Annotated in this window: 28 protein-coding genes; 11 read left to right on the top strand and 17 right to left on the bottom strand. The window is 68.7% G+C overall.

The features are described 5' to 3' along the window. Positions 1 to 39: 39 nt before the first annotated feature. Positions 40 to 627 (bottom strand): NUDIX hydrolase family protein, encoded by a 588-nt coding sequence (locus tag E3O42_RS16635; protein WP_134455135.1) that lies wholly within the window; start codon positions 625 to 627, stop codon positions 40 to 42. 220 nt (positions 628 to 847) lie between these two features. Between E3O42_RS16635 and E3O42_RS16630 the strand changes: the two genes are divergently transcribed. Beyond that, entirely contained in the window at positions 848 to 1,525 is a 678-nt protein-coding gene (locus E3O42_RS16630; RefSeq protein WP_134455133.1) for an alpha/beta hydrolase, read from the top strand. A 131-nt stretch (positions 1,526 to 1,656) separates the two neighbouring features. Here the strand turns inward: E3O42_RS16630 and E3O42_RS16625 are convergent, their stop codons facing one another. Further along, the gene (locus E3O42_RS16625) at positions 1,657 to 2,097 is read right to left on the bottom strand and encodes a DUF5997 family protein (RefSeq protein ID WP_134455131.1); all 441 of its coding nucleotides are present in this window, start codon (positions 2,095 to 2,097) and stop codon (positions 1,657 to 1,659) included. A 135-nt stretch (positions 2,098 to 2,232) separates the two neighbouring features. Here E3O42_RS16625 and E3O42_RS16620 point away from each other — a divergent pair, with 135 nt between their 5' ends. After that, positions 2,233 to 3,024, top strand: a complete 792-nt coding sequence (locus E3O42_RS16620; protein WP_166788029.1) for a LysR family substrate-binding domain-containing protein — start codon at positions 2,233 to 2,235, stop codon at positions 3,022 to 3,024. An 81-nt stretch (positions 3,025 to 3,105) separates the two neighbouring features. Here E3O42_RS16620 and E3O42_RS16615 read toward each other — a convergent pair whose 3' ends face one another. Genes E3O42_RS16615 through E3O42_RS16600 form a run of 4 tightly spaced genes read right to left on the bottom strand, consistent with a single transcriptional unit; the run spans position 3,106 to position 6,042 of the window. Next, complete coding sequence (locus tag E3O42_RS16615) at positions 3,106 to 3,786, bottom strand: GyrI-like domain-containing protein (RefSeq protein WP_134455128.1); 681 nt, start codon at positions 3,784 to 3,786, stop codon at positions 3,106 to 3,108. Between the two features lie 7 nt (positions 3,787 to 3,793). Next, positions 3,794 to 4,174, bottom strand: a complete 381-nt coding sequence (locus E3O42_RS16610; protein WP_134455126.1) for a VOC family protein — start codon at positions 4,172 to 4,174, stop codon at positions 3,794 to 3,796. A 33-nt stretch (positions 4,175 to 4,207) separates the two neighbouring features. Further along, entirely contained in the window at positions 4,208 to 5,050 is an 843-nt protein-coding gene (locus E3O42_RS16605) for an ABC transporter permease (protein WP_134455124.1), read from the bottom strand. Beyond that, a complete protein-coding gene (locus tag E3O42_RS16600; RefSeq protein WP_134455122.1) occupies positions 5,047 to 6,042 on the bottom strand; it encodes an ATP-binding cassette domain-containing protein in 996 nt (331 codons plus the stop codon). The genes E3O42_RS16605 and E3O42_RS16600 overlap by 4 nt, the downstream gene beginning before the upstream one ends. Positions 6,043 to 6,126: 84 nt before the next feature. On the opposite strand from E3O42_RS16600, the gene E3O42_RS16595 reads away from it, so the two are divergent. Next, a complete protein-coding gene (locus E3O42_RS16595) occupies positions 6,127 to 6,768 on the top strand; it encodes a TetR/AcrR family transcriptional regulator (protein ID WP_134455120.1) in 642 nt (213 codons plus the stop codon). A 43-nt stretch (positions 6,769 to 6,811) separates the two neighbouring features. On the opposite strand, the gene E3O42_RS16590 is transcribed toward E3O42_RS16595, so the two are convergent. Further along, entirely contained in the window at positions 6,812 to 7,417 is a 606-nt protein-coding gene (locus E3O42_RS16590; protein ID WP_134455118.1) for a hypothetical protein, read from the bottom strand. An 11-nt stretch (positions 7,418 to 7,428) separates the two neighbouring features. Continuing rightward, positions 7,429 to 7,689 carry a hypothetical protein gene (locus E3O42_RS16585; protein ID WP_134455116.1) on the bottom strand — a complete coding sequence of 87 codons (261 nt, stop codon included), beginning with the start codon at positions 7,687 to 7,689 and terminating at the stop codon, positions 7,429 to 7,431. A 154-nt stretch (positions 7,690 to 7,843) separates the two neighbouring features. Here E3O42_RS16585 and E3O42_RS16580 point away from each other — a divergent pair, with 154 nt between their 5' ends. The 4 genes from E3O42_RS16580 (at position 7,844) to E3O42_RS16565 (ending at position 10,099) form a co-directional block, all read left to right on the top strand. Then, positions 7,844 to 8,065, top strand: a complete 222-nt coding sequence (locus tag E3O42_RS16580) for a hypothetical protein (protein WP_134455114.1) — start codon at positions 7,844 to 7,846, stop codon at positions 8,063 to 8,065. Between the two features lie 74 nt (positions 8,066 to 8,139). Further along, positions 8,140 to 8,811 carry a potassium channel family protein gene (locus tag E3O42_RS16575; RefSeq protein ID WP_134455112.1) on the top strand — a complete coding sequence of 224 codons (672 nt, stop codon included), beginning with the start codon at positions 8,140 to 8,142 and terminating at the stop codon, positions 8,809 to 8,811. Between the two features lie 229 nt (positions 8,812 to 9,040). Continuing rightward, entirely contained in the window at positions 9,041 to 9,541 is a 501-nt protein-coding gene (locus E3O42_RS16570; RefSeq protein ID WP_066597804.1) for a CarD family transcriptional regulator, read from the top strand. A gap of 156 nt (positions 9,542 to 9,697) precedes the next feature. Further along, the gene (locus E3O42_RS16565; protein WP_134455110.1) at positions 9,698 to 10,099 is read left to right on the top strand and encodes an SPW repeat domain-containing protein; all 402 of its coding nucleotides are present in this window, start codon (positions 9,698 to 9,700) and stop codon (positions 10,097 to 10,099) included. Between the two features lie 259 nt (positions 10,100 to 10,358). Here E3O42_RS16565 and E3O42_RS16560 read toward each other — a convergent pair whose 3' ends face one another. From E3O42_RS16560 to E3O42_RS16550, 3 genes are all read right to left on the bottom strand, one after another. Beyond that, positions 10,359 to 11,153: a YidC/Oxa1 family membrane protein insertase gene (locus tag E3O42_RS16560; protein ID WP_134455108.1), complete on the bottom strand. Its 795-nt coding sequence runs from the start codon at positions 11,151 to 11,153 to the stop codon at positions 10,359 to 10,361. A gap of 92 nt (positions 11,154 to 11,245) precedes the next feature. Then, entirely contained in the window at positions 11,246 to 11,596 is a 351-nt protein-coding gene (locus tag E3O42_RS16555) for a DUF6412 domain-containing protein (RefSeq protein WP_134455107.1), read from the bottom strand. 89 nt (positions 11,597 to 11,685) lie between these two features. Further along, a complete protein-coding gene (locus tag E3O42_RS16550; protein ID WP_134455105.1) occupies positions 11,686 to 12,075 on the bottom strand; it encodes a DUF6855 family protein in 390 nt (129 codons plus the stop codon). A 139-nt stretch (positions 12,076 to 12,214) separates the two neighbouring features. Between E3O42_RS16550 and ppk2 the strand changes: the two genes are divergently transcribed. Next, positions 12,215 to 13,072, top strand: coding sequence for a polyphosphate kinase 2 (ppk2, locus tag E3O42_RS16545; protein WP_134455103.1), 858 nt, complete (start codon positions 12,215 to 12,217; stop codon positions 13,070 to 13,072). Between the two features lie 4 nt (positions 13,073 to 13,076). On the opposite strand, the gene E3O42_RS16540 is transcribed toward ppk2, so the two are convergent. The 5 genes from E3O42_RS16540 to E3O42_RS16520 all read right to left on the bottom strand — a co-directional run bounded on the left by E3O42_RS16540 (position 13,077) and on the right by E3O42_RS16520 (position 19,571). Further along, complete coding sequence (locus E3O42_RS16540; RefSeq protein WP_134455101.1) at positions 13,077 to 14,540, bottom strand: dihydrolipoyl dehydrogenase family protein; 1,464 nt, start codon at positions 14,538 to 14,540, stop codon at positions 13,077 to 13,079. A 76-nt stretch (positions 14,541 to 14,616) separates the two neighbouring features. After that, positions 14,617 to 15,771, bottom strand: coding sequence for an AI-2E family transporter (locus E3O42_RS16535; RefSeq protein ID WP_241984891.1), 1,155 nt, complete (start codon positions 15,769 to 15,771; stop codon positions 14,617 to 14,619). A 177-nt stretch (positions 15,772 to 15,948) separates the two neighbouring features. Next, the gene (locus E3O42_RS16530; RefSeq protein WP_134455097.1) at positions 15,949 to 17,703 is read right to left on the bottom strand and encodes a pyruvate dehydrogenase; all 1,755 of its coding nucleotides are present in this window, start codon (positions 17,701 to 17,703) and stop codon (positions 15,949 to 15,951) included. A gap of 84 nt (positions 17,704 to 17,787) precedes the next feature. Then, entirely contained in the window at positions 17,788 to 18,636 is an 849-nt protein-coding gene (locus tag E3O42_RS16525; RefSeq protein WP_241984890.1) for an ABC transporter permease subunit, read from the bottom strand. Next, positions 18,633 to 19,571: an ABC transporter ATP-binding protein gene (locus E3O42_RS16520; RefSeq protein WP_134455284.1), complete on the bottom strand. Its 939-nt coding sequence runs from the start codon at positions 19,569 to 19,571 to the stop codon at positions 18,633 to 18,635. The genes E3O42_RS16525 and E3O42_RS16520 overlap by 4 nt, the downstream gene beginning before the upstream one ends. Positions 19,572 to 19,864: 293 nt before the next feature. Between E3O42_RS16520 and E3O42_RS18325 the strand changes: the two genes are divergently transcribed. Further along, positions 19,865 to 20,266: a phosphotransferase gene (locus tag E3O42_RS18325; protein ID WP_198414171.1), complete on the top strand. Its 402-nt coding sequence runs from the start codon at positions 19,865 to 19,867 to the stop codon at positions 20,264 to 20,266. A gap of 18 nt (positions 20,267 to 20,284) precedes the next feature. Then, positions 20,285 to 21,142: a pentapeptide repeat-containing protein gene (locus E3O42_RS16510; protein ID WP_134455095.1), complete on the top strand. Its 858-nt coding sequence runs from the start codon at positions 20,285 to 20,287 to the stop codon at positions 21,140 to 21,142. Between the two features lie 29 nt (positions 21,143 to 21,171). On the opposite strand, the gene E3O42_RS16505 is transcribed toward E3O42_RS16510, so the two are convergent. Further along, positions 21,172 to 22,227, bottom strand: a complete 1,056-nt coding sequence (locus E3O42_RS16505; protein ID WP_241984889.1) for a LacI family DNA-binding transcriptional regulator — start codon at positions 22,225 to 22,227, stop codon at positions 21,172 to 21,174. Positions 22,228 to 22,497: 270 nt separating this feature from the next. Between E3O42_RS16505 and E3O42_RS16500 the strand changes: the two genes are divergently transcribed. Then, positions 22,498 to 22,930, top strand: a 433-nt coding sequence (locus E3O42_RS16500) for a class II aldolase/adducin family protein (RefSeq protein WP_174844286.1), incomplete at its 3' end; no start/stop codon positions are given.

Genomic DNA, 22,930 nt, shown 5'->3' with positions numbered 1-22,930 from the left:
CGGATGCGAAATGAACGCGCGGATGCCCGCACACCGCGGTCAGCGCAGGGCGCCGACCGAAGCCAGGGCCATGCGCAGCAGGCCGCCGCGGCCGCCTTCCATCTCGGCCGAGACAGCGTCGGTGGCCGCCTCCTCCGGGGTCATCCAGGTGAGCTCGAGGGCGTCCTGGCGGGGGTCGCAGGTTCCGGTGACGGGTACGACGTAGGCCAGCGACACGGCGTGCTGGCGGTCATCCGTGAACGCGGTGATGCCGGGCATCGGGAAGTACTCGGCGACCGAATACGGCACCGGGCTCGGCGGCAGCTGCGGGAACGCCATCGGGCCGAGGTCCTTCTCGAGGTGCCGGAACAGCGCGTCGCGCAGGGTCTCGCCGTAGAGCACCCGGCCGGAGACCAGGGTGCGGGTCATCTTGCCCTCGGGGGTGGCGCGCAGCAGCACGCCCACCTCGACGACCTGGCCCAGCCCGTCAACACGCACCGGCACGGCCTCGACATACAGCAGCGGCAGCCGCTGGCGGATCTCGGCGAGCTCGACATCGCTCAGCCAACCCGGGTTCGTGTTGGCCGGCGGTGCGTCGTCCCCGCCAGGCGTCCAGTCCGGATCGGGGTCAGGGGTGCGCACGCTCATAGTTCATTCTCACTCACGAGAGCCGCGGATGCATCACCGGGGTCCGCGAGTCCGCGCGCTCGGCCCTCGCGAGCCGTGAGTTAAGCACCACCCCTGGCGCGTTTGTGGGGCTTAGCTCTCAGTTCGCGAGATACCACCAGACCTCGGGAGCCCGCACGGGCGTGGAAGGATTGAGGGAGTCGACGCTGCCCTGCATCGACCTGAATGTGAGGAACCGACTATGGCCAACAGCATCCGCCCCGAGCCGATCGACCCGACTGCCGTGCTGTGGTCGGCCGCCGCCCCCGACCGGGTGGGGCGCCCGCTGCTGCTGGTGCTGCACGGCTACGGGTCGACCGAAGGCGACCTGTTCTCGCTCGCCCCGCACCTGCCGCTGCAGCCGACGATTGCGGCGCTTCGCGCACCGCTGCAAGCCGGCCAGGGCTGGTCGTGGTTTCCCATCGGCGTGCCAGGCGACCCGGTCGGCGACGCTCTCGACGCGGCCGCGCTCGGCATCATCGAGTGGCTCGACGCCCTGCCGGAGCAGCCCACCTCCATCGGCCTGCTCGGCTTCTCGCAGGGCGGCGCCATGACGCTGCAGCTGATGCGGCACGCACCGGAACGGTTCGCGTTCGCGGTGCAGCTGTCCGGGTTCATCGGCAGCGGCACGCATCCGGGCGACGCACGGCTCGCTGAACTGGCGCCGCCAGTGTTCTGGGGCCGCGGCACTCTGGACCCCGTGATCCCCGAGGGGGCGGTCGCCCGCACCCAGGCGTGGTTGCCGGGGCATTCCACGCTCACCGAGGGCATCTACGAGGGAATGGGTCACTCCATCTCGCAGGCCGAACTCGGCGAGATCGTCGAGTTCCTGCGCCAGCAGTACGCGGCTCCGGCGACCCCCGCGGTGCCGACCGCCTGACCGGCGCCGGCCCGGCGCGGCGGGGCGCGGGCGCGGAGGCCCGACGCCGACTTGCCCCCGAACGGACGAATTGCCCCGTCCCAACGGAGCAACTCGTCCGGGGCGGGGCAACTCGATGAAAAGTCGGCGAGCTACGAGCGCTTGCGGGCGGCCTTCTCGTTCTGGGCTGCGAAGCGCTCGGCGTGCGCCTTTTTGCGGGCCTTCTCGGCGTCGCGGTCCTTCACGCGGATCTGCTCCTCGCGCACCTCGAACTGGGTGGCGCGCTCGGTGACGAGCCACGCCGGCGGCTGCTGCAGCAGTGCCTGGATCTCGGCGCTGGTCAGCGGCTCGGAGACCTCACCGCGCACCAGGCCCGAGATCGACACGCCGAGCTTGGCAGCGACGACCTGCTTGGGGTGCGGGCCGTTGGCGCGCAGCTCGGTGAGCCACTCCGGCGGGTTCGCCTCGAGGGCGGCCAGTTCGGTGCGGGCCACCGGCGTGGACTGGAACTCCTCGGGTGCTGCTTCGAGCAGAATCCCGAGCTTCTGGGCAGCCGTGGCCGGCTTCATGGTCTGGGGCTTCTTCTCGCTCATAGTTCCAGCGTATAGCCTGAGAGCACTATGGTTTCGGTGTCCTGCGCCCGAACGCCGCCAAAACGGCCTGTCGCCGGCTCTTCCCAGCCACCCGCGCAGCCACCACCCACTGATTTTGCACACGAGAGGATGCCGGTGACCTTTTCCATTGCCTTCGTCGCCGGGGTCACCCCCACCAAGTGGACCCGCATCTGGGCCGAGCGGCGCCCGGAGGTCGAATTCTCGGTCTTCCGCACCAGCATCGCCGACCAGGAGGCCGTGCTGCGCGACGGCCGCGCCGACGTGAGCCTGGTGCGCCTGCCGATCAACGAAGAAGGCCTGAGCCTGATCAACCTGTACAACGAGATCCCCGTGGTAGTCGTGGCCAAGGATCACTTCCTGGCCGACGCCGACAGCGTGGTCGTGGCCGACCTGGTCGACGAGCACCTGCTGCAGGATCCCGACGAGGTCCCCGAGTGGCGCGACGCGGCCGTGGAAGTGCGCGACGGCAGCCGCCGACCGCTTCCGCCGATGCGCGACATGGACGAGACCATGGAACAGGTCGCCGCCGGCGTGGGCATCGTCATCCTGCCGCACTCGGTGGCCCGCCTGCACAGCCGCAAGGATGTCGTGTCCCGGCCGGTGGAGGACACCGCCGAGAGCCGCATCGCGCTGGCCTGGCGCACGGTGGACACCACCCCCGACGTGGAGGAGTTCATCGGCATCGTGCGCGGCCGCACCCCCGACAGCTCGCGCACCAACGCGGTGGCGGCCGGCGACGAGCCCGTGAAGAAGGAAAAGAAGACCGCGAAGGCCAAGGCCGCCGCCAAGGCCGTGCGCGCCGCCGCGGCCGCCGCGAAGCCGGCCACCCCGCGCAAGACGCAGAGCGCCGGCCGCACCCGCAACTCGCCGAGCCCGCAGGCCGGCAAGCGCCGCGGCGGTCGCTGACCCGACGCCGAGTTGCCCCGCTGCGGGCGAGTTGCCCCGGCACACCGGGGCAACTCGTCCACAGGTGGGCAACTCGCGGAATCACACTCGCGACACCGGCTGCCGCACCACAGTCTTGAGCTTCTCCGGTGCGGTCTTGCGGGGGTCGCCGAGGTACACCTCGTGGTGCCGGTCCCGCTCGCGCAGGCCCTCGGCCGGCAGCACCTCGCCGTGCAGCCGGGCCAGCGCCGGGGCCTCGTCGTCGTACGAGCCCACGTGCAGCAGTTGCGCGCAGAGCCCCTCGTCGAGCCGCTCGATGCGCACCCGGTCGAGGGCGGGTAGCGCCTTCTTCTTGGTGCGCGCCGCCGCGATGGCGTCGTCGACGTCAGCGTCGCCTACCCAATCGGGCACGGAGATCAACATCGTCCAGCTCCACGCCGCCTTGTCGCGTGCTGTGAAGACGGATGCGTCGTCGGCGTACCAGAGCCCCTCAAGCGGGCCCACCACCAGGTCGCGGCCGCCGCCGCGCTTCTTAGTGAACTTCACCGTGTACGCCACCGCGTAGAGCGCCTCGACGGCTTCAACGTAGGCCGTCGCCGTGTTCGGGTCGCCCGACCCGTCGACGGCGAGGAAGCGTTGCGGCGGCACCACAAGCGTTTCCCAGTCCCGGTTCTTCGGGGCGTACAGGGCTCGCAGCTCGCGCTTCACGTCGTACGGCGTCGCCGCTGCGGGGTTCGGGCCGGTGCCCGGTGTTGTCGCGGTATCCGCTCCCCGATCGGTCACCACCGGCTCAGTTCTGCAGCACGGAGAGGATGTTGCCGGCCGGGTCGGTGAACCAGGCGATCCGCGGGTCGCCGTTCGCGATCCCCCGCTCGTCCTGCTCGAACCCGTCGTAGCGGAGGAATTGCGCGCCGCGTTCGGCCAGCACGTCCACGGCCTGGTTGATGTCTGCCACCGCGAGGTTGAGGATGGTGAACCCGGCCGGCACGTGATCGGGCTTGGGGTACACAATCACGTCGGCTCCCCCGGGCAGGACCAGGCGCAGCAGTCCCATTCCGCCGTCGGTGACTTCCAGGCCGACCACGTCGCGGTAGAAGGTGCGGGCGGCCTCGATGTCGGGTACCGCGAAGCCGCTGAATCCGTGCAGGTAGTCCAGATCGATGGTCGGCATGGGTGCCCCTTTTTTTCTCGTGCGTGGACCCGGTCAGCGGGAGCTGATCGAGGCGAACTTACGGATGCACAATGGCACGAACACCACGAGCAGCACAACGACTCCGATGAGAACGGTCAGCACCGGATTCTGCAGCGTCCAGACATCCGGCACCGGAGCGCTGCCCTCGTTGCCGAACAGTTCGCGGGCGGCCTGCACGAGCGCGGACACCGGGTTGAGTTCGGCGAAGATCCGCAACGGGTCCGGCAGGGTCTCGATCGGCACGAACGCGTTGGAGATGAAGGTGATCGGGAACAGGATGATGAACGACGCGTTGTTGATCACCTCTGGCGAGCGCACGCTCATTCCCAGCAGCGCCATCACCCAGCTGAACGCGTAGCTGAATAGCAGCAGCAACCCGAGGCCGGCGAAGAACTCGCCCACCGACGAGTTCACCCGCCAGCCCACCAGGAAGCCGGTGGCCATCATGATGATCATCGAAATGGTGTTGAGCACCAGGTCACCGTTGGTGCGGCCGACCAGCACCGCCGAGGAGCTCATCGGCAGGCTGCGGAACCGGTCGATGATGCCGTCCTTCAGGTCCTGGGCCATGGCCGATCCCGAGAAGGTCGAGCCGAACACAACGGTCTGGGCGAAGATGCCCGCCATCAGGAACTGCACGTAGTCGGTGCCCTGCACCGCGATGGCGCCGGCGTAGACCTGGCTGAACAGCAGCACGAACATGATCGGCTGAATCACGGCGAAGACCAGCATGTCCGGGGTGCGCTTGATCTTGATTAGGTTGCGCTTAGTGGTCGTCCAGCCGTCCGAGTACCACAGGGACAGCGGGTTCCAGGTGGGTGGCGCCGGGGCGGGTCTGGTGGCGGTGGCGGTCATTTCACCTTCTCCATCTTGTCGTCTTCGTTCTCGCCCACCGCCATGTCGGCCTTGTGCCCGGTGAGCTTGAGGAACACGTCGTCGAGGGTGGGCCGGCGCATGCCGGCGTCGTGCAGTTGGATGCCGGCGGTGCGCAGGTCGGCGAGCACATGCTGCAGCGCCGGCGGGCCGTCGGTCACGGCCACGTCGATGCCGCGGCCGTCGCTGGACACCTGCGGTTCGCCCGCGCCGTACCGGGCCAGCACCTCGCGGGCGGTGTCGGCGTCGGCCGCGTCGACCAGGGCGATCACCACCCGGTGACCGCCGATCTGCGCCTTCAGCTCGTCGGAGGTGCCCTCGGCGATGACCTTGCCGTAGTCGATGACCGCGATGCTGTCGGCCAGCTGGTCGGCCTCCTCGAGGTACTGGGTGGTGAGCAGCACCGTGGTGCCGTTGTCGACGAGCTTGTTGATCACGCCCCACAGCGCTATCCGGCTGCGCGGGTCGAGCCCGGTGGTCGGTTCGTCGAGGAACAGGATCTTGGGGTTGAACACCAGGGCGCCGGCCAGGTCGATGCGTCGCCGCATGCCGCCGGAGAAACCCTTCACCGGCCGGTTGCCCGCCGCCGTGAGCTCGAACAGGTCGATCAGCTCCTGCGCCCGCCGCCGGGAGGCCGCGCCGCCGAGGTGGTAGAGCCGGCCCACCATCTCGAGGTTCTCGAAGCCGGTGAGGTTCTCGTCCACTGCCGCGTACTGGCCGGAGACCCCGATTATGCTGCGCACGGCCTTCGGATCGTCGAGCACGTTGATGCCGTCGACGATCGCGGTGCCCGTATCGGGCCGGATGAGGGTGGTCAGGATCTTGACCACCGTGGTCTTGCCGGCGCCGTTGGGCCCGAGGATCGCCTTGACCGTGCCCCGCGGCACGGTCAGGTCGAGTCCGGCGAGCGCGTGCACCGGTCCGGTCTTGGATTTATAGATCTTGGTGAGCCCGGAGGCTTCGATGATTGTCATGCCATGCCCCTGCCGTCGGATGGCTATACTGATATGTGTACGTTGTGCACATGTAAGCTTTTATCGTAACGAAATGGATGCGATATGACAACGGGTCTCGGCGATTCTCCGGCGCGGGCCTCGTACCGCCACGGGGACCTGCGCCGCGCCCTCATCGAGGCCGGCGTCGACCTCGCCGGCGAGGGCGGGCCATCCGCCGTCGTGCTGCGTGAGGCCACCCGGCGGGCCGGGGTGACGCCCAGCGCCGCGTACCGGCATTTCGCCGACCGGCAGGCGCTGTTGGACGCCGTCTGCTCCAGTTGCCAGGCCTTGGTGGCGCGGGCGATCGAGGCCGATCAGGCGCGCATCCACACCACGGATGCGACGGACGCGGCCCGATTGCGTTTCCGCGCCGTTGGCACCGGTTACCTGCGCTTCGCCCTCGAGGAGCCAGGCCGATTCCAGACCGCGTTCTCGGCGTCGTCGGACCTGGAGAGTGCCACCAGCTCCGCGCGCGCCGGCGAGCGCGGCCTAACCCCGTTCCAGCTGCTCACCGTCGCGCTGGACGATCTCGTGACCGAGGGCCTGCTGTCGACCGAGCACCGGCCGGCGGCGGAGTTCCTGGCCTGGTCTGCCGTGCACGGGCTGGCGGAGCTGTTCATCGACGGGCCCTTGCGGGCCCTGCCGGACCCGGTCAAGCAGACCCTGATCACCCGGGTGATCGACATGGTCGAGCAGGGGCTGTAGCCCGCTCAGCCCGGCGGGCCCATCTGCGAGAGAAACAGCCGGTCTAGCGTCGCATCTCCCTACCGAAATAGATCAGGGTGAGCACGATCACAGCGACAAGCAGTACAGGCCAGAGGTTGCTTTCCCTGTGGTTGGCGATGTTGTACTTCAGGCCCAGTATTCCAAGAACCGCTACGGAACCGACTACCGGGATCAGCACTTTCTTCACTCTGCTCCGGTTTCGCATGGTCGGTTCGGGCGAGCCGTCCACAGCCGGGGCGATGGATGGGACGGCAGGTGCCGTGGGGTACGCCGGGACGTCGTGCGGCAGGCCGGCCGTGCGACGCCTGAGATCCGCGTGCGCGGCGGTGATCGCTTTCGTGGCGGCCGCCCGTTCGGCCACGATCTCGGCCTCGAGTTCCCGCACGACCTGGGCCACCGCGTGGTCGCCGGCGGCGTCGCCATCCGCTGCGAAGACCCGGCGTTGCAGCTCCCGCAGCCGGTGGATGGGCGACGGGCTCCCGCTCGGAGCCGGGTCTTCGGGGTGCCACTCCCACCAGAGCGCGTCGAGCAGGCTCCACCGGCCGGCGTGGGCGGCGGTCGCCGCCGCCAGGAAGCGAGGATCAGCCAGCGCCTGGTCATACGGGTCGTCGTACACGTTCTGAGCCAATGAAACCCCCATCATTGTTGTACCCAGCCTGTCACACCCCGGCGCCGGGCCCAGGGGACCAGCGCCCGGCCCGAGCCCCGGGTCTCGATCGATGAGTCCCTCATCCAGGTCGCCGTGATGTCCATCACCATCGCCGTCCTGCCGTTCTCTTCGACCGGAAGGACGTCGTCACTCTGCCAGGACAGGCGGAGGCCGCCGCGGGAGACGTCCGATTCGAGGGCGCAGGTGGTGAGGTTGCCGACGCCCTCCAGCATCGCCAGAAGGCAGACCATGTTCGACGCTCCGCGCGCAGCGTATTACGGCGAATCCGGCACACTGTTGTCGTCGGCGTCCCGCCATCCCGCCGACCCGAGGTGCCTGAACGAGGTCGGGTCGTAGGCCGCGGACAGCGGCAGACGCGGCGCCTCCGAGACCTTCAGCTACCGGATGCCCCCGGCGTGGCTGGACGGGCGCCGGCTCGTGTACTTCGCCGGCTGGAAGGAGCACATGGCCCTGTACACGATCGGAGTGATGGACGCCGAGCTCGAGGTGGACCTGGCGCCGTTTCGCGCGGACATGGACACGGTGCGGTTTCCGCTGAAGCACCCGGTGCCCTACGACCTGGTCGAGTGGATCACCCGTGCCCTCGTCGTGGCACGGCCGGCGTGAAACGATCGGCAGTGACCCGACGGCGGAGCCCGGCCGCCATTGGCCGGGTCCTTCGCCGGTGGCAGGATGCCCGCATGACGGCGACCGCCATCCGCATCGACCCGTGGGGCGGGCCGCGCCAGGCACGCTGGCAGCAGACCGTCGACTGGCCGCTCACCATCGCCGCGATCCTCTTCCTGGTCGCCTATTCGCTCACGGTGATCGCCGACGTCGATGTCGCCACGGCCGACCTCCTGCGGGTGCTGATCCTGGTCAGCTGGGCGCTCTTCCCGGTGAGCTACCTCGTGGAGATCTCCCTCGCCGACCATCCGTGGCAGTGGGTGGTGCACCATCCGTTGAACCTGCTTTTCGTGCTGCTGCCGCTGCTGCGGCCGCTGCGCCTGCTGCGGGTCGTCGCGCGCAGCGCCGCCTTCCAGCACTCCGCGGGTACGGCCTTCCGCGCCAGGGTACTGGTGTACCTCGCCGGCACCGCGATCCTGGTCACCTACATCGCCGCCCTCGCGGTGCTGGACGCTGAGCGGGCGGACCCCAACGCCAACATCACCACCTTCGGCGACTCAATCTGGTGGGCCGCCGTGACCATCACCACCGTCGGCTACGGCGATTTCACTCCGCTCACCCTGCGCGGACGCATCGTCGCCACCGCCCTGATGCTCGGCGGCGTGGCCGTGCTGGGCGTTCTCACGGCCACGCTCTCGTCCTGGATTGTGCAACGGGTGTCCGAGTCCGAGGACCGCCGCAAGTAGCCTGGCTGCCGGACTGGACCCGAATAGGGCCAGCGAGGCGGGAATGATACACTCTCCGAATACCCTTAACGAACCGCTGTGCCATTTTCAGTCGCGTGTTGTATCCAGTGAGTTGCCCTGGGTGCGTCGAATCGGCTGTGGCAGCACCGCGGCGGAGCACGGCTGGCGCCCCGCGTCGCCGTCCGGGTGATACGCCAACCACGCTCAACGAATTATGAGGCTGCATCAGATGATTTTCGAAGTCGGCGAGACCGTCGTCTATCCCCACCACGGCGCAGCAACGATCACCGCAGTCGAGACCCGCACGATCAAGGGTGTCGAAAAGCGCTACATCACGCTCACCGTGCACCAGAGTGACCTGGCCATCAACCTGCCCATCGACAACGCCGAGCTCGTTGGCGTGCGCGATGTCATCGACGCCGCCGGTGTCGAGGCCGTCTTCGACGTGCTCCGCAGCGACGTCGAGGAAGAGCCCAGCAACTGGTCGCGTCGTTACAAGGCCAACACGGAGAAGATGGGCAGCGGCAGCGTCTACCGTGTCAGCGAGGTCGTTCGCGACCTGTGGCGCCGCGACCGCATCTCCGGCGTCTCCGCCGGCGAGAAGCGGATGCTCATCAAGGCCCGCCAGGTTCTCGTCTCGGAGCTCGCGCTCGCGCAGAAGTCCACCGAAGAAGAGGCCTTCGTCACCCTTGACGACGTGTTGAACGCCAGCGTCGCCGAAGTCGCCTAGTTCACCACTTGTGACGCGTCGCCGGATGCGCAGCCTGAGGGCTGCCGCCCGGCGGCGCGTTTTTTTGTGCGCCGGGCGACCAAACCATCCGGGAGAGGGCGGCGAATACGTGTTGTGAGGCAACGGGCCTTGCGGTTAAAACTTCAGGAGCTCCCCATGCGATTCATCCCCACCAAGGTCCACGCGGTCCTCGACTATGTCGTTGCGATCGCCCTGATCCTCGCCCCCACCATCTTCATGTTCGAAGAGGTCGGCGGCGCCGCGGTCATCGTCCCCCGCGTCCTCGGCGTCGGGCTGATCCTCTATAGCCTGTTCACCCGATACGAGCTGGGCCTGGTCAAGGTCATCGGCATGCCGGTCCACCTCGTCTTCGACGTCCTTGCGTCGATCGTCCTGATCGCGTCGCCGTTCCTGTTCGGCTTCAGCGACGAGGCGCCGAACGCCTGGCTGCCGCACATCGTCGTCGGCGTCGCCGTGATCCTCGTCGTGCTCTGCTCCAAGAGCCAGCCCGGCGCCAGCGTCTCCAACACCCGGGCGCACGCCAGCAGCGTCGCCTGACCCGCACTGCCCCCGACTGCGGCAGGCGCCCCCACGCGGGGCGCCTGCCGCTTTTGCGTGCCCGAGATGCGACGCGGGCAGCTGGCGTGCGCGAGCCACCCTCCGCCAGAGGACTGTTGAGGCCAGTCCGAGGCATCCCACGTGGCCCCAACTGACTTTTCGCGAGAGACACCTTTCGCGAGACGACAGTTGAGGCCAGTCAGGCGGGTACCAAGTGGCCTCAACTGCCCGCTCGCCCGAGGGATTGCGCCGGAGAGCGCTACCGGGCCGGGCGCAGCATCCGCCAGAGCAGCGCACGCTCGGTGACGCCCCAGAGCGCGCTCACGGTGAGGTAGATCGCCGCGGCCAGCGGCACAAAGGCCGCGAAGACCACGCTGATCAGCGGCAGCCAGCTGAGCACACCGGTCATGGACGCCTGGGCGGCGGGCGAGAGCGCACCGGGGGCGGGTGGCACAGACGCCGCACCCGAGGCCGGCGCGGTGGCGGCGGATGCGACGCCCTGGGCGAGCATCAGCCGCCGGCTGAACAGCTGGGCCACGAGCAGCACGACGAGCAGCGCGCCGCCGACCAGGAGCATCGTGGGGGTCGGCCCGGAGCCCCAGCCGGCCAGGATACTGCTGCCCAGCGGGCTGCCGAAAAGGCCGCCGGCGAGCAGGGCGTTGTCGTGCCCGTTGATGGTGCCCAGCACGAACAGGCCGTACACGATCGAGAGTATCGGCGCCTGCACCAGCAGGGGCAGGCAACCGGCCAGCGGGGAGGCGTTCTCGGCGGCGTAAAGGGCGGCCGTCTCGCGTTGCAGGCGCTCCGGGTTGCCTCCGTGCTGCCGGCGCAACTCGGTCAAGCGTGGGGCGAGGCGTTGGCGCATGTGTTGGGCCCGCGCCTGCGCCACCCCCACCGGGATGAGCGCCACGCGCAGGACGAGGGTGAGCACGATGACGGCGAGGGCCGCCGCGTTCGCCGCGGCGAACGGGGTGAGGAACAGGGTGAGGTTGTGCAGAACGGCGTAGGCCGCGTCGAGCACGGCCGCGATGGGGCCGAAGGCATAGATATCCATGGGGAACTCCCGGTCGGAATACGGAAAAGGGGAACCGTATGGTCGCGACAGGGGTGCGAGGCACCCTCACGGGCGCGGCGCGAAAGAACTCCCTAGGCGACCGGGAGGGCGCGGCCCGGGGCGCGCGGCTGGGGCTTGCCGGGCGCATCCGGCACGCTCTGGCCGACCTGCGAGGCCAGCTCGGGGTAGGGCCTGGCGACCGGGGTGGGGGCGCCGGTGAGCACCATGACCAGCATCGCGAGCACCTGCTGGGCCGCGCCGGTGACGGCCACGGCCGAGGCGCACAGGGTGAACAGGGCCGCCAGGGCGAGCACTTCGCCGAAGCCGCGGCCGCCGAGGGAAAGCGCGCCGAGGCCGAACCCGGAGCCCAGGCTCAGGCCGAGCACCACCGATAGGCGGGCCGTCGGAGACGCCAGCGGCGGAATCAGCGTGCCTCTGCGCATCCGGGTCCCCTTTCTTGCGGTCGACCCGGCCAGCCTAGCCGGACTCAGCGAAGATGAGCTCAGCGGGGATGAGCTCAACGGGGATGAGCTCAGAGTGCCCGCATCGAATTGTTGCGCTTCTCGTGCGTGAGCTCGACCAGGCCCAGGTGCTCGAGCAGCGGGGGCAGGTACATGCCGAAGCGGCCGCGGTAGCCCTTGCGCAGGCCGTACCAGCCGCCGACCGGGTTGTCCGTGGACCGGCCCCACGCTTCGACGCTGCCCTCCGGCGCGCTCTTCTGTTCGTCGCTGGCGCCGAGCGGCACCCAGTCGCCCTGCTCGACCAGCCAGGCGTGCAGGTCGTCGACAGCCCTGGCCTGGTATTTCAGGGTCGTGGCGCCCACCTGGCAGACGAGTTCGTCGCCCTCGCGGTACATCGAGTACGTCGAGGTGCCGGGCGCGGTCGTGAGCTGCCAGGGGGCTGCAGGCGTTCCGTCGTTCATCAGGGTCTCCACTCGTCCGCGAATGCCGGGGGCCACCGGCTCCCCGTCCGCCCCAGCCTAGGCCGGGCGCCGCAAAACACTACGGCGCCCGCCACACCACCGAGTACGCTGAGCGCACGTGAAGCAGGAAGGACCGCGCATGGCGAAGAAGGATGCACCCTCCACACCACGCATGGACAAGAAGCTCTACGAGGGTGAGCTGCGCTCTCTGCAGTCCGACCTCGTGACCATGCAGGAGTGGGTCCGCGAGTCCGGCGCCCGGATCGTGGTGATCTTCGAGGGTCGTGATGCCGCGGGCAAGGGCTCGGCCATCAAGCGGGTCACCCAGTATCTCAATCCGCGCATCGCGCGCATCGTCGCGCTGCCGGTGCCCACCGACCGTCAGCGCGGCCAGTGGTATTTCCAGCGATACATCGAGCACCTGCCCACGGCGGGCGAGATCGTGCTGATGGACCGTTCCTGGTACAACCGCGCCGGCGTCGAGAAGGTGATGGGCTACTGCACGCCCGACGAATACCGCCGGTTCCTGCACCAGGCGCCGCTGTTCGAACGGATGCTCGTCGAAGACGGCATCATCCTGCTCAAGTACTGGTTCTCGGTGTCCGACCGTGAGCAGGAACTGCGCTTCAGGTCCAGGCTCAACGACCGGATGCGGCGCTGGAAGCTGTCCGAGACCGATGTGCTCTCGATCACCAAATGGGTGGACTATTCCAAGGCAAAGGACGAGATGTTCGTGCACACCGACATCGCCGAGGCCCCATGGTGGGTGGTCGAGAGCGAGGACAAGCGGGCCGCGCGCCTGAACATGATCAGCCACTTCCTCTCGATGGTGCCCTACGAGCAGATGGAGCCGCCGCCCGTGCACATCCCGCACCGGCCGCCGGCGTCGGACTACGAGCGGCCGCCCCGCGAGCTCACTCGCCCGGTGCCCGACCACGCGGCGCGCGTCACCGAGCTGGCCGCGGAGGCGAAGGCCAAGAAAAAGAAGAAGAGCTGACCCGTCAGGGCTGCTGCTCGGGCCGGACGGGCGGCGCCTCGGCCAGGAGGGTGCGGGCGGCCAGGCCGATGATGGCGCTATAGGTGGGGTAGGCGAACCGCACGTGGGCAAGGGTCGCCACGTCCACGCCGGCGGCGATGGCCGTCGTGACCGACTGCACCACCTCGATGGCGTTCTCGCCCACGGCGTGCGCGCCCAGAATCAGCTCCCGGCGCCGGTCGGAGATGAGCATCAGGAACCCCCGCTCCCTGTCGTCGATCACCGCCCGGTCCAGGCTCGCGTACGGCACCATAGCGACCACGCAGAGCGGGTCACGGGCGCGGGCCTGCTCCTCGGTGAGCCCCACCCCGGCGTAGTCGGGGTCGGTGAACCCTCCGGCGGGAAGCAGGTGGTGCGGGGTGCGGCGGTTGGTGCCGAGCACCGCATTTTCGGCCGCGGCCTCACCCTCGAACTGGGCGGCCTGCACGAGCATGTCACGGCCGTTTGCGTCGCCGACGGCGAAGATGTGCGACACCTCGCTGCGGAAGTACTGGTCGACGGGAATCGCCGAACGCGCCGTGGCCACGCCGGCGTTCGCGAGGCCCAGGTCATCGACATCCGCCGGCCAGCCCGTGGCCATGATCACGGCGTCGAACCGCTCTGACACCGATTCGCCGGCCGCGCGCCAAGTGAGGACGATCGAGCCGTCCTGGTGCCGCTCGAGCGACACGACCGTGTCGATGCCGGTGTCGACCCGGGTGCCCTGCTCGCGGAACGCCGTGCTCACTCCCGCGGAGACGGCGGCGTCCGAGGCCATCAGGATCCGCGGCGCCACGTCGAGCAGCGTCACCCTCGAGCCGAACGAGCTGAAGATGGTGACCAACTGGGCGCCGGTGTTGCCGCCGCCGATCACCGCGAGGCGTTCGGGCAGGGCGGGCAGGGCGAGCACGTGTTCGGGTACCGTCGCCAGTTCGGCGCCGGGGATCGGCAGCCGGCGTGAGTGGCCGCCGACGCAGATCAGGATGTTGTCTGCGCTGATCCGGCGGCCGGTCTCGAGCTCCACGGTGTGGGGGTCGACGAACCGGGCCCGTCCCTCGAGGACGAGGTCGATGCCCGCGTCGCTGAACCGCTCGGCCTCGCGCTTGATCGACCGCACCCTGTCGACGGACTCGGTGACCCTGGTGGCCGTGGTGCGCCAGTCGAATCGTTGGATGACGGCCTCGATGCCGTAGGTCTCGGCTGTGCGTACCTCCCGCATGAGCCTGGCCGCCTTGGCGAGTGCCCTGGTGGGCACGCAGCCGGTGTTCACGCAGGTGCCGCCGGTGCGGTCGGACTCGACGACGACGACCCTGGCCCCCAGTTCGGCCGCCCTGAGGGCCGCGGCGGTTCCGGCGGGGCCGGCTCCGATCACGAGCACGTCGTAGTGCGATTGCGGTGCGGTGGCGCCGGCGGGGACGGCTTCGGCGGGGACGGCGGGATCAGCGGGCATGAGAACCTCCTGGCAGCACAACGGATCACCGACTCTGCCAGCCGGTCCTGAGAAAAGACCCTGACCAGCAGCCTTGTCAGGCGGGACCTGGCGCGCGCTTGGTTGCCTTTCCCTGGTCGGCCTTGGCCGCGCGGCCGGCCTTGCGCAGGGCGCGTTGCCGGGCGTCCTCGACCTTCATCAGCGTGCGGGTTTCGTCGAGGTCGCCGATCAGGGGCCGCCACCAGGCGGCGGCGGGGTCGGCATCCACCAAAATCGTGCGGATCAGCAGGGTGAGCGGGATCGCCAGGATCGCCCCGATGGCACCGAGCACGATGGCCCAGAACAGTACCGACGCGAAGGTGAGCGACTGGCTGAGGGCGACCGCGTTGCCGACCACCCGGGGTTGCACGATCGACTGCACGACAGCGTTGACGATCGCGTAGATCACGATCACGGGAAGCGCGAGCTCCCAGCCGCCGGTGAGGAACGCGAACACCGTGGGCGGGATGATGGCGATGAAATAGCCCACGTTGGGGATGAAGCTGCACAGGAACGACAGCAGTCCCCAGAGGAACGCGCCCGGCACCCCGAGCGCCACGAGCGCGATGGCGTTCAACACCCCCTGCGCGATGCCGAGGAGCGTGGTGGCCACCATGTACCGGCGCACGCTGGACGCGAAATTCGTCAACGCCTCCACCAGGGTGGGGCGGGAGTGCTGTAGCTGGCGCAGCAGGGTGGGCAGGTAGCCGGCGTCCGCGGCCATCAGGATCAGCATGGTGAGCACGATCACGAGGGCAACCGTGATGTTGGTGATGCTGCCGAAGATCCCCGAGACCACCGGGACCAGGTTGCTCGGGTCGAAGCTGGCCTCGACGGCCTGCACCTGCGTGGACCCGAAGCCGGCGCTCGCGAGCCAGTCGGCCACGCTCGTGCCGATGTCGCTGAGCTGGCTGGCGAACTGGGGCAGCAGCGCGGCGAACTGGCCGAGGGCCAGGCCCAGGGACGCCACGAAGGCCGCCAGCACGATGAACACCGTGGCTACGACCGAGCCGGTGGCCAGTCCGCGGGGAACGCCGCGCCGTTCCAGGCCCCGGCGCACCGGATGGGCGCAGATGGTGAGCACCAGCGCCAGGAGGATCGGCGCGGCGATGCCGGCGATGGCGGCCAAGCCGAACACCGTGACCGTGGCACCGCCCAGGCCGATCAGGATCGAGGTGGTGCGGTGCGACGAAACCGGCGGGCTGGCAATCACCGCTGCGTCCCCGTCCGTTTCACCGGCAGGCTGTGTCTGGTCAGCACGTGGTCGGGTCCTGGATCGGCGTCGCCACATGGGGTCCCTTCCGCATCGGTTCGCGTCAGGCACAGTGTGCTCCCCCGCGCGGTGCGGCGGCGTCGCCCGTTTCGGGTGAGCCAGGGCGCCGGCCGGGTGTTAGAGCCCGGGCAGGTGCCGGATGTTGGACCTCGCCATCTGCACGGCCTCACCCACACCGCCGTTGAGCACGGTCTTCGACAGGGCCAGCGCGAAGCCCTTGACCTGCTTGGCGGTCACGTTCGGCGGCAGGGACAGTGCCAGCGGTTCGGTGACGATGTCGACCAGGGCGGGCCCGTCGTGGGCGAAGGCGGCCGTCAGCGCGGATCGCAGCGCGGCGGGGTCCTCAACCCGCACGGCATGGAAGCCGAGGGCGGTGGCGACGGCGGCGTAGTCGACGGCGGGAACGTCGACGCCGAAGTCGGGGTACCCGTCGACGAACATCTCCAGTTTCACCAGGCCCAGGGTGGAGTTGTTGAACACCACGACCTTCACCGGCAGCTGCTGCGCGGCGATGGTGATGAGCTCGCCGAGCAGCATGGCCAGTCCCCCGTCGCCGCTGATGGTGACCACCTGGCGGTCGGGGTAGGCGCTCTGGGCGCCGATGGCCTGCGGCACCGCATTGGCCATCGACCCGTGCAGGTAGGAGCCGATCAGCCGTCGGCGCCCGTTGGGGGTGAGGTACCGGGCCTGCCAGACGTTGCCCATGCCGGTGTCGGCGGTGACGATGGCGTCGTCGGCAACGAGCTCGTCGAGCATGGCTGCGGCGAACTCCGGGTGGATGGGGCGGCCGTGGTCGACATCCGTGTAGGTGCCGACGACGGAGCTGAGCAGTTTGTCGTGCTTCTTCAGGGTGCGCTCGAGGAAGGTCCGATTGGTCTTCTTCGTCACCAGGTCGGTGAGGGCCGTGAGCGTGGCCGCCACGTCGCCGTGTACCGGATGCGTGACGCTGGCCCGGCGGCCCAGGTGGGACGGGTCGGTGTCGACCTGGGCGATGATCACCTTGTCGCCGTCGGGCAGGAACTGCTCGTAGGGGAAGTCGGTGCCGAGCAACAGCACCAGGTCGGCGTCGTGGATGCCGGCGTGCGCGGCCCCGTAGCCGAGCAGCCCGGTCATCCCCACGTCGAATGGGTTGTCGTACTGGATCCACTCCTTGCCGCGCAGACTGTGCCCGACCGGCGCGGCGACGCGGTCGGCGAAGGCGATCACCGCGTCGTGGGCGCCGGCGACACCGGCCCCGGCGAAGATCGCGACGGTCCCGGCCCGGTTGATCGCATCGGCCAGGGCGCGCACGTCATCCGCTGCGGGAACCACGGTCGGTCGCCCCGGCAGCACAAAACGCGGAATGGCGCCCTCGGCGTCGAGTTCGGCGACATCGCCGGGCAGGGTGACCACCGAGACGCCACCCAGTGCCACCGCGTGCCGCATGGCCGCGTTGACCACCTTCGGCGACTGCTCGGCGGAGGAGACCAGTTCCCGGTAATGCGAGCACTCGGTGAAGAGCCGGTCGGGGTGGGTTTCCTGGAAGAAGCCGCTGCCGATCTGACCGGTAGGGATGTGGCTGGCGATGGCCAGCACCGGCGCTCCGCTGCGATGCGCGTCGAAGAGCCCGTTGATCAGGTGCAGGTTCCCCGGCCCGCAGCTGCCCGCGCACACGGCGAGGCGCCCGGTGAGCTGGGCTTCGGCTCCGGCCGCGAAGGCCGCGGCCTCCTCATTGCGCACGTGCACCCAGTCGATGCCGCCCTTCGCGGCTCCGCCGGTGCGGCGCACGGCGTCGACGACGGGGTTGAGGCTGTCCCCGACGATGCCGTAGATGCGGCGCACCCCGGCGTCGACGAGTTGGGCGATGAGCTGGTCTGCGACGGTCTGAGCCATCGATCCAGTAAACCTCGCGGGCCCGGCGCGGCGATATCGCGGGAGTGCACAATCAGCGAACTCACAGCGGCGTCGCCAGCGCCGTTAGACTCCCACGTCGCGCTGCCGCAGGGCGAGCGCGGCCAGCCCGCCCAGCACCAGGGCGGCCAGGTAGAACCCCACCAGAGTCCAGGCATCCGTGCCGTTGGCCAGCGGATTGTCACCGAACGCCGCGTAGTAGGGCGAAAGCCAGTGCAGCCACTCCAGGTCGGCGCTCTGGTTGGCGATCGCATTGAACACGTAGCCGACCACGGCAACGGCCGCGCCGCCGCCGATACCCCAGATCCGGCGACCGGTAATGGCTCCGCAGAGCAGGGCTGTGCTGCCGCATACGAGCGCGAGGCCACCGAAAAGCAGACAGGTCACGGCCAGGTTGGCCAGGTCGATGTCGAGTTCGGCCGGGCCGTTCCAGAACAGGATCACCGCGAACGCCACGAGCGCCAGCGCCAGAATCTTGACAACCAGCGCGGCAAATCGTTGCGCGGCCACCTCCACCCGGGTGACGGCATGCGCGAGGGTGAGCTCCAACTGGCCTGACTCCTCGTCGCCACCGATCGCTGCCGCTCCCCAGCTGATGGCGGCAATGCTGATGAGCAGGAAGCCCATCAGGCCGAAGAAGGTGGATTGGGTGTAGCCGGCACCGGTGTCGATCTGTTGGTAGTTGAGGGTGCGGGTCAGCTCGGTCGGCAGGCTGTCGATGAGGTCCTGCATTTGCGAGTTGCCGCTCATGCTCGGAAAAATCGGAAGGTAGAGGCTGAGCGCCGCAGTGAACCCGACGGACCAGCCCACGAGTGAGCGCCATCCGTCGATGAGCGACTTGGTGAAGATCGGGAGCATGGTGCGCCGCACCAGCTCGGACTGGTCTGCGGCGGGCCGGGCCGCTGCCGCGGTCATCGCCGCGCCTTCGGTTGCGAGTAGAGGCGCAGGACCGATTCCTCGAGTTCCGGTTCCTCCACCACCAGGTCGGTGAGGCTGAGGGTGGAGATCGCCTGTACGAACGGCGAGATCGCGCCGCTGAAGACGGCCGTGGCCTCGGCGCCGGTCGCGGTCGCACGGCAGTCCAGTTCGCCCATGCCGATCAGGGGAACCAACCGGCTGTTCAGCTCCGCGGCGCTCAGACCGTTGGCGCTTACCCGGATGTGGCGGATCGCCGTGTCCCTCAGGGACTCGACCCCCGCCACCGTGATGATGCGGCCATCGCGCAGGATCGCGACCTCGTCGGCGGCCTGCTGGATCTCGCTGATCACGTGCGAGGAGAGGAACACAGTCTGGCCGGCATCCCGGGCCTCGCTCACCAGGGCCAGGAACTCCTGCTGCATGAGCGGGTCGAGGCCGCTTGTCGGTTCGTCGAGCACCAGCAGGTCCGGCTGGTGCATGAACGCCTGCACGATGCCGAGTTTCTGCTTGTTGCCCTTGGAGAGGGTGCGCACGGTGCGATCCAGGTCCAGCCCAAGCCGGCCGGCCAGGTCGTCGACCCGGCCGCTGTGCACCGGTCCGGAGATGTTGGCGTAGTGGCGCAGCAGGCGCCGGCCGGTGACGCGACCCTCCAGGATCAGTTCGCCGGGCAGGAAGCCGATGCGGCGACGCAGCTCGGGGCCGGCGTTGCGGGAGTCGGTGCCCAGCAGCGTCGCGTGGCCGGAGGCGAGCCGGATCAGGTCGAGCAGTGCCCGCATGATCGTGGTCTTACCTGCCCCGTTCGGCCCGATCACCCCGAAGACGCTGCCACGCGGAACCGTGAAGCTCACCCCATCGAGCGCCACGGTTTTGCCGAACCACTTGACCAGATCTATCGCCTCGATGGCGGGACCGGAGGACCCACGAGATGTCATCACAGTGCCGAGCCTAGGCATCCGGGTGGCGTGCCACAAGCAGGCCGGGCCCTGCGTGCACCAGTGTGCACGCGACACGAGCGCCAACTGGAAAAGGCGGCTGCGGGAGAGTGCGTCGTCATGGGAGGCTTGCCGCGTGAGCGGAAAATTGGATGGCGGATTTGACGGCGGCGCCCATCTGATCGATGGAACGATTCGTCGGACTCCCGGCCGGTGGACACCGGCCGTGAACGCCCTTTTGCAGCATCTGGCATCCACCGGGGTGGCGCGAGGACAAGGCGTGGAAACCGGGCTTGATCATTGGCCACAACGATGCGGCGCCCTACAATGCGGTCTGGAATGAGGACGGGCTGGTGGGTTTCGTGGACTGGGACATGGCCGGCCCGACCACGTGTGCCGAGGACCTCGCCTGGGTCGCTTTCTCCTGGGTGCCGCTCCACGCGCGTCAGCTCGTTGTGGACGAAGGATTCACTGCGTTCGGCGAACGCCGGACTCGCTTGGAGGCGTTTCTCCGTGCCTACGGTTGGAACGGCACGACAAACGATGTCCTCGAGCTCGTCCGTCGGCGCGTGCTCACACAGCTGGAGGTCATCCGCTCGGCGGCCGCCACCGGCGACGAGACCTATCAAAGAATGCTGACTCGCGGGGTCGACCGCACCCTTCAGGCCGCCTTAGGTGAGCTCGGCACGGTATGACGGCAGCAGGCTCTGGAAATGGCTGAACGCACGCGAGTCGAACTCGGTCGCCGCGAGGACCTCGGGGCAGACTGCGCCAATTGCTTCGGACTCTGCTGCGTGGCATTGGCTTTCGCCACGTCAGCGGACTTCCCCATCGACAAACCGGCCGGCGAACCATGCGTCAACCTGGACGAACGCGACGCGTGCCGGGTGCACTCGGAGCTGCGGCATCGCGGATTCAAGGGCTGCACGGTGTTCGACTGCTTCGGCGCGGGTCAGAAGGTGTCGCGGCAGACGTTTGCGGGACGGTCGTGGCGAGACGATCCAGCTACCCGCGACGCCATGTTCAGCACGTTCCCGATTGTCCGCCGTCTTCACGAGCTTCTCTGGTATCTCGATCAGGCCATCACTCTCGTCGAGAGCGCGAAAGCAGGTGCCCCGCTCCTGGCCATGTTCGAACGGGTACTGGCGCTCAGCAACCAGCAGCCCGATGCCCTCACCGGCCTTGATGTCGACGCCGAATTCGATCGCGCCCGCCCGCTCCTCATCGAAGCGAGCGACATCGCCCGTGGAGCCAGGGGCTCCCGCACGAAGCCTCCCCGTGGCGGGCGCAGCCTCGGCCCCGGTAGTGACCTCATGGGCGCCGCACTGGCAGGGGCTGACCTCCGTGGCATGACCCTTCGGGGTTCCCTGATGATCGGCGCGGATCTGCGTTCCGCGCGCCTGGGCCGTTGCGACCTTCTCGGCGTGGACATGCGCGACGCGGATCTTTCCGGCGCCGACCTCCGTGACGCGATCTACCTGACCCAGATGCAGGTCAACAGCGCGCGTGGGGACGACGCGACGGCGCTGCCGGCTGGATTCAGCCGGCCCTCGCAGTGGAACGGCCGGTAGCAACTCCCGTTGTCGATGGAAGGGTGACGTCAGCCGCGGGCCCGCGGCGCCGTGGTGCTGTCACGCACGATCAGCTCGGGTGCGATCGCGGGAATCATCTCCCCGGCCTCGCTTCCCATCAGCTGCAGCAGGCGGTCAACCGCGAGCCGGCCGACCCCATCGAAGTCGAGCCGGATGGTGGTGAGTCCGGGCTGGAAATACCTTGCCTCGCTCATGTCATCGAAGCCCACGACGCTCACATCACCGGGCACCGACAGGCCCCGTTCGGTCAGGCCCTTCATGATGCCGAGGGCCATGGAGTCGTTGGCGGCGAGAACCGCGGTGATGGACGGGTCGTCGGCGATGAGCAGTCCGGCACGGTAGCCGGATTCGACTGTCCAGTCTGCCGTGGAGAACTCGGGGTTCACCGGGCGCTGGGCGGCGGCCAGCTCGGCCAGCCAGCCGGCGCGGCGAGCATCCGAGGCCATCCAGCCCCGCGGCCCCGCCACGTGCCACACGGTTTCGTGCCCGAGGTCGAGCAGGTGCCGGGTGGCCAGCCGCGCCCCGTGTCCGTCATCCATCGTCACGGCGTGTGAGCTGGCCGGCGCGCCCTGTTCGAAACGAACGATGGGCACGTCCACGTCCAAACCGTTGAGCACCGGGGCCGCGGCGGACATCGGCGCCAGCACGACGATCCCATCCACGGAGTCGCCCAGCAGGGTGTCCACGGCCGCCCGGATACCGTCCGAATCGACGTCGGAGATGCTGACGAGGCTGGTGGCGTAACCGTTGCGGCGCGCCTCCTCGGCGACACCGAACAGCACCATGGTCGACCCGTGCACCGGCAGGGAATAGCTGAGCACCCCGAGGTTCATCGAGCGATTCGTCGCCAGTGCGCGCGCCGCCGAATTCCGGTTGTACCGCAACTGAGTGATCGCCCGCTCGACCCGCTCCCGCACGTCGGGTCCGACGTTGTTGTGGCCGTTCACGACCCGCGACACGGTCTGCTGGGACACTCCGGCGAGCCTGGCCACGTCGATCATGCGCACGCTGCGGTTCGCCGGCCGCAGGCTCTCGCTCACCGGAAGCACAGGAGTAGTCGACATTGGTCAAGAATACTCTACCCGGCCGCGCGAGAGCGCACTATTACGGGCATTTTTCCACATCACTCAATCACACGGATACCGCGCCAAATTTACGCACTAATCTGGCTTATTTGTGAACATGAGCGGTGCATGGCCCGGCCGGGAATCTTGATAGTGCGCTAACATCCGCAGCTGATAGTGCGCTAACATTTAGCCGCGGGCATCGATCCACCTCCCGTCCTGCACCGGCTGAAAGCCATGAAGCGCAACACAAAGAGAGTGGAATCATTAATGAGTTCCTTTGGACCCGAGCTCGAGGTGGCAATCGCGAGTGTGCGCGAAGATATCGCCCGTCTGCACGGTGTGCTGACCAACAACGGCCTGGTCGTTTGGACCGGCGGCAATGTCTCGGGCCGGGTGCCTGGCGCTGATCTGTTTGTGATCAAGCCGTCCGGTGTGGACTACGCCGACTTGGCGCCGGAGAACATGATTCTCTGTGATCTGGACGGGGTCGTGATCCCGGAGACGCCCGGGTCGGACGGGTCGCCGTCGTCGGACACTGCCGCGCACGCTTACGTGTACCGGAACATGCCCGAGGTCGGTGGGGTTGTCCATACGCACTCCACCTACGCCACCGCGTGGGCCGCCCGTGGTGAAGAGATCCCGTGTGTGATCACGGCGATGGCCGATGAGTTCGGCGGGCCCATCCCGGTGGGCCGGTTCG

Origin of the sequence: Cryobacterium adonitolivorans (genome assembly GCF_004402695.1) — a bacterium.
Taxonomy (GTDB): domain Bacteria; phylum Actinomycetota; class Actinomycetes; order Actinomycetales; family Microbacteriaceae; genus Cryobacterium; species Cryobacterium adonitolivorans.
Note: the sequence above shows the minus strand (reverse complement) of the source record. Positions and strands in the feature narration are given on the sequence as shown.